Annotated in this window: 7 protein-coding genes and 1 pseudogene; 5 read left to right on the top strand and 3 right to left on the bottom strand. The window is 70.7% G+C overall.

The features are described 5' to 3' along the window. Positions 1-89: pseudogene (locus ON39_RS47210) on the top strand (molybdopterin-dependent oxidoreductase); the annotation flags it as partial. Positions 90-226: 137 nt separating this feature from the next. After that, positions 227-1,180: an extracellular catalytic domain type 1 short-chain-length polyhydroxyalkanoate depolymerase gene (locus ON39_RS45810; protein ID WP_051186520.1), complete on the top strand. Its 954-nt coding sequence runs from the start codon at positions 227-229 to the stop codon at positions 1,178-1,180. A 115-nt stretch (positions 1,181-1,295) separates the two neighbouring features. Here ON39_RS45810 and ON39_RS48675 read toward each other — a convergent pair whose 3' ends face one another. Continuing rightward, positions 1,296-1,454: a hypothetical protein gene (locus tag ON39_RS48675; RefSeq protein ID WP_157195443.1), complete on the bottom strand. Its 159-nt coding sequence runs from the start codon at positions 1,452-1,454 to the stop codon at positions 1,296-1,298. 146 nt (positions 1,455-1,600) lie between these two features. Between ON39_RS48675 and ON39_RS48670 the strand changes: the two genes are divergently transcribed. The 3 genes from ON39_RS48670 to ON39_RS11460 are packed head-to-tail and all read left to right on the top strand — an operon-like array spanning position 1,601 to position 2,767. Next, on the top strand, positions 1,601-1,759 hold the full coding sequence (locus ON39_RS48670) for a hypothetical protein (protein ID WP_157195442.1): 159 nt from the start codon (positions 1,601-1,603) through the stop codon (positions 1,757-1,759). Then, positions 1,759-2,331: a DUF6529 family protein gene (locus tag ON39_RS11465; protein WP_040733515.1), complete on the top strand. Its 573-nt coding sequence runs from the start codon at positions 1,759-1,761 to the stop codon at positions 2,329-2,331. The genes ON39_RS48670 and ON39_RS11465 overlap by 1 nt, the downstream gene beginning before the upstream one ends. A 10-nt stretch (positions 2,332-2,341) precedes the next feature. Beyond that, positions 2,342-2,767: a Rieske (2Fe-2S) protein gene (locus tag ON39_RS11460; protein ID WP_040733514.1), complete on the top strand. Its 426-nt coding sequence runs from the start codon at positions 2,342-2,344 to the stop codon at positions 2,765-2,767. 31 nt (positions 2,768-2,798) lie between these two features. On the opposite strand, the gene ON39_RS11455 is transcribed toward ON39_RS11460, so the two are convergent. Both ON39_RS11455 and ON39_RS11450 read right to left on the bottom strand, forming a co-directional pair. Further along, the gene (locus ON39_RS11455; protein ID WP_040733513.1) at positions 2,799-3,260 is read right to left on the bottom strand and encodes a VOC family protein; all 462 of its coding nucleotides are present in this window, start codon (positions 3,258-3,260) and stop codon (positions 2,799-2,801) included. Between the two features lie 81 nt (positions 3,261-3,341). Then, on the bottom strand, positions 3,342-4,000 hold a 659-nt coding region (locus ON39_RS11450), incomplete at its 5' end, for a sensor domain-containing protein (protein WP_040733512.1).

Genomic DNA, 4,000 nt, shown 5'->3' with positions numbered 1-4,000 from the left:
TGCCGATCGCGCACGGCTACCCGGCGCGGTTGATCGTGCCCGGCCTCTACGGTTACGTGTCGGCCACCAAATGGGTCAAGGTCTTCGAGGCCATCGCCCGGGGGTAGCCCCCGCCCCGCGACGGACCCGGCCACCGAAATGGCGATGAGGGGACGGGTCCGTCGCACCGGGTGTCGTGGTGCGCGATGACCGATCTCGCGGCACCCGCGTTGGCTAGAATCACGGTGTGCGAGTCGCCGTGCTTCGCCTCTGCGCCGTTCTCGGCGCCCTCCTGCTGACCGCCGCCTGCCTGCTGACCGGCGCGCCGGACGCGCGGGCGCAGATCGACCGGCGCTGCTTCACCAATGCCGCGGGCACCCGCTGTTACTACCTGCACGTGCCGCCCGGCGAGAGCGCCGGCCGGCCGCTGATGGTGTACCTGCACGGCTGCGACGATCCGATCGCGCGACCACAGCCCTCCGGCTTCTCGCTCACCAGGGTCGCCGACGAGATGGGTTTCGTGCTCGCGTATCCGGTGCAGGAGTGGGCGGCGAACAAAAAGCTCTGCTGGAACTGGGACAGGGCCGAGGATCGGCTGCGCGGGCACGGCGAGCCGTCCATCATCGCGGGCATCACCACGACGCTGATCGAGGAGTTCGGGCTCGACCGCGACCGCGTCTACGTGGGTGGGTACTCGGCGGGCGGCGCGATGACCACGAACCTCGGCGCCACCTACCCCGACCTGTACGCGGCCATCGCGCCGATGGCGGCCGCGCCGTACCGGACCGAGCCCGCAGGCCAGGTGATCATCGACGCCATGGGCGAGCGCGCCCGGCCCATGCCTGCCTTCTTCCTCCAGACCCTTTTCGACGAGATCAGCAATATCGTGATCGGCCGGACCAACCTCGCCCAGTGGCTCGCCGCCGACAACCTCGCCGACCCGGGCTCCGTGCCGACGCTGCCGACGCTGCCGACCGCCGTGGAGGTGCTGAACGCCGGTGTGGGCCTGCCGATCCCGCTCACCGTCGAGCACTACGCCAGCCCGCGCGGCTGTGAACTCGCCCAGTTCACCATCCCCCTGCTCGCCGAGCACGTCATCGGCGCCGGCCTCCTCCAACAGGACCACGGCCTGGAAATCCAGCGCAACCTCATGCGCTTCCTCCTCGCCCACCACCTGACACCCCCGAACCAAGCCTGCTGAATCCGACCCGCCCCCAAGGTTTCCCACCCGCCCCCTCCGGGGTAACCCCCCACCGGCAGACCTGGCTACCGCAGGTTTTGAGGGGGGCCGGGTCTGCCACCGGCACGGGGCTCGCCTACCGCGGCAGCTCATCGGTGGTCTGGCTCAGCATTTCTCGCAGTTCGTCGCGCCAACCCGTGGTGTCAGGTCCGAGCCGAATCAGCGCCTCGACCATCTCCGCCGCGGGTATCCACTGCCGCGGACGTCGCGGCTCGATCTTCGCCCTCGGTGCCATCGGTCGATTGTGCCGCGAAGCACGCTGGGGCCGCCTGTGACATGCCGCGGGCATTGAACCGGTCGGGTGGGCTGCACCGTGGACAGGGGGAACAGCGGTGCCGGTTGAGGGGTCGGGATCGCTTCGGTCGATTCCGAGGAGGTTCGGTGAGGTGTGTCGGGCCGTGGGTCACGCTGGCGATGGTGGCGGCGCTGGGGATTGCGCTGCTTCTCATCGATATGTCCAAAGCGGGGGAACAGACGGCGCCCGCCGGGCACTACGGCTACAGCGCGGGCGTTCGGCACAGCTGGGTGGTCGGTGCGTGATGGTGTCGGCTGAGCGAGAGACCGCGCCCGGCAAGCGAGTTCGGCCCGGCGCGCGGGCGATCGTGATCCCGCTGCTGGCCGGCGCGGCGGTGTCGGTGCTGCTCGGCGTCTACGCCAAAACACATGAGCCGGCGGGGTATTCGGTCGGCATCGCGGGCTTCTCCAGTGCGCAGGCGATGAAGACCTGGTTGGCCAGCGTCTCGTTCCTGCTCGCGCTGTGCCAATTCGCCTCGGCGCTGGTCATGTACGGCAGGCTGCCGGTCGCCGCGCCCTCGTGGATCGGCGCCGTGCACGTCTGGACGGGCCGGCTCGCGGTGCTGGTCAGCGTCCCGGTCGCGGTGCACTGCCTGTACGCCTTCGGTTTTCAGCACTACGACACCAGGGTGCTGACGCACTCGCTGCTCGGTTGCTTCTGCTACGGCGCGTTCGTCGCCAAGATGCTGCTCTTGACCCGAAACGGGCTGCCGCGCTGGGCGATCCCGATCGCGGGCGGCTTGGTCCTCACCGGTGTCACGGGCCTCTGGCTCACGTCCGCGCTCTGGTTCTTCCAGCACAACGGCCTCACCCTCTGATCGGAGACCCATGACCAACGAATCGGCGCTGACCCGCCGCGGCGTCGTCGCGACCGGAGCCGTCGTCGCGGCGGCGGCACTGGCCGCGTGCGCCACCTACGGCAAGGAAGACGCTTCTCCCGCAAACAGTTCCGCGCCGGACTCCGGCCGCCCGGCCGGGAAGGCGCTCGCCAAGACCGTCGACATTCCCGTCGGCGGCGGGGTGATCGTCGGCGACACCGTGGTGACCCAGCCGAGCGCGGGCACCTTCGTCGGCCTGTCCGCGATCTGCACACATGCCGGGTGCACGGTCTCCTCGGTCTCCGGCGGCACCATCAACTGCCCGTGCCACGGCAGCAAGTACCGCCTGGACGGCACGGTCTCCCACGGCCCGGCCCCCAGGGCACTCGCCCCGAAACCCGTTCGGGTGGTGGGCGATTCGGTGATGCTCGGTTAGGCCTCGGCTGGATGGGGCCTCGGCGCACGGCCTAACCCAGGTGCTCGGCCATCCGCCGGTCCATCTCGTCGGGCGGAACGTCCTCGACGTGCGTCGCCACCGTCCAGTGGTGCCCCCACGGGTCCTCGAAGGATCCGCTGCGGTCACCGTAGAACTGGGTGGTCATCGGGTCGAGCTCCTTGGCGCCCGCGGCGAGCGCGGCGTCGAAGGCGGCGTCCGCGTCCGCGACGTAGACGAGCAGGTTGACGGGGGTGCCGCCGACCTGCCGCGGATCGCGGAAGGCCATCTCCTCGGACGGGTCGCCGACCATGACGAGCGAGTTGCCGAACATCAGCTCGCAGTGCGCGACCTTGCCGTCCGGCCCGGCCAGGCGCATCCGCTCCGACGCGCCGAAAACATGCTGGTAGAAATCGATCGCGGCCGCGGCGCCGTCGATCGCGAGCCCCGGCGACACCACGGGGTAGCCGTCCGGAACGGGCTTGACCTCAGCCATGGGAAACCTCCCTCGAGGCGATGTGTCGGACGCTGTGAGCCTAGCGCCGCCACACCGGGCCGCAGGGCGAATCCGCCCTGATCAAGGCCCCGAGACACCCTGCAGCCTGCGCACCTGGGCGGCGGTCAGGTCGCTGAGCACCCCGTCCTCGACCGGCTCCGGCGCGGTCACCGCGACCTGCGCCAGCACGCTGCCGACCTGCACGATCGCCACCGACGAGTGCAGCGTCAGCCCGTCGCTGGTGGTGCGCACCTGAAAGGCGGTGGCCGCGTCGCCGGCCTTCGGCGGCGGGAACCCGCCGATCCGATAGTCGACCGCGATGTCCGTCGCGTCGGCGCCGGAGTAGTGGGTGCAGCGGCGCAGGGTCGCCTGCAACTCCGAAAAGGCGGCTGCCACCGCGTCATTCGGGTAGCTCGCCGCGTCGATATCGATGCTGGCGAAGTTCGGGCCCGTGTACTGGACCGATGCCGTGGCGAGCGCGCCCGCGCGCTGCGTGCCCACCGGCGTGAGAACCTTCGCGCACTCCGCCGGGGTGGTCGGCGCGGACTGGCCGCCGAGCGGCGTCTCGGCTCGCGCGGGCAGCGCGGTGAAGTTCGGCGGCAGATTCGCACTGGTCAGCAGCTGATCGCGCAGCCTGGCGGCATCGGCGACCGGCGGATCGGTCACCGGCGCGGCGGTCGCGGCGGGTCCGAGCGCGGGCAGTTCCGGCGTTTCGGGGGCGGCCGGTTCCGACGATCCGC

The organism is Nocardia tenerifensis NBRC 101015, from assembly GCF_000308715.1.
Taxonomy (GTDB): Bacteria; Actinomycetota; Actinomycetes; order Mycobacteriales; family Mycobacteriaceae; genus Nocardia; species Nocardia tenerifensis.
The sequence above is the reverse complement of the archived record's forward strand: the minus strand, read 5'-3'. Positions and strand labels throughout refer to the sequence as shown.

Coding starts and splice junctions, on each gene's coding strand:
- ON39_RS11460 (WP_040733514.1), top strand. CDS start 2,342: ATGACCAACGAATCGGCGCTGACCCGCCGCGGCGTCGTCGCGACCGGA.
- ON39_RS48675 (WP_157195443.1), bottom strand. CDS start 1,454: ATGGCACCGAGGGCGAAGATCGAGCCGCGACGTCCGCGGCAGTGGATA.
- ON39_RS11465 (WP_040733515.1), top strand. CDS start 1,759: ATGGTGTCGGCTGAGCGAGAGACCGCGCCCGGCAAGCGAGTTCGGCCC.
- ON39_RS11455 (WP_040733513.1), bottom strand. CDS start 3,260: ATGGCTGAGGTCAAGCCCGTTCCGGACGGCTACCCCGTGGTGTCGCCG.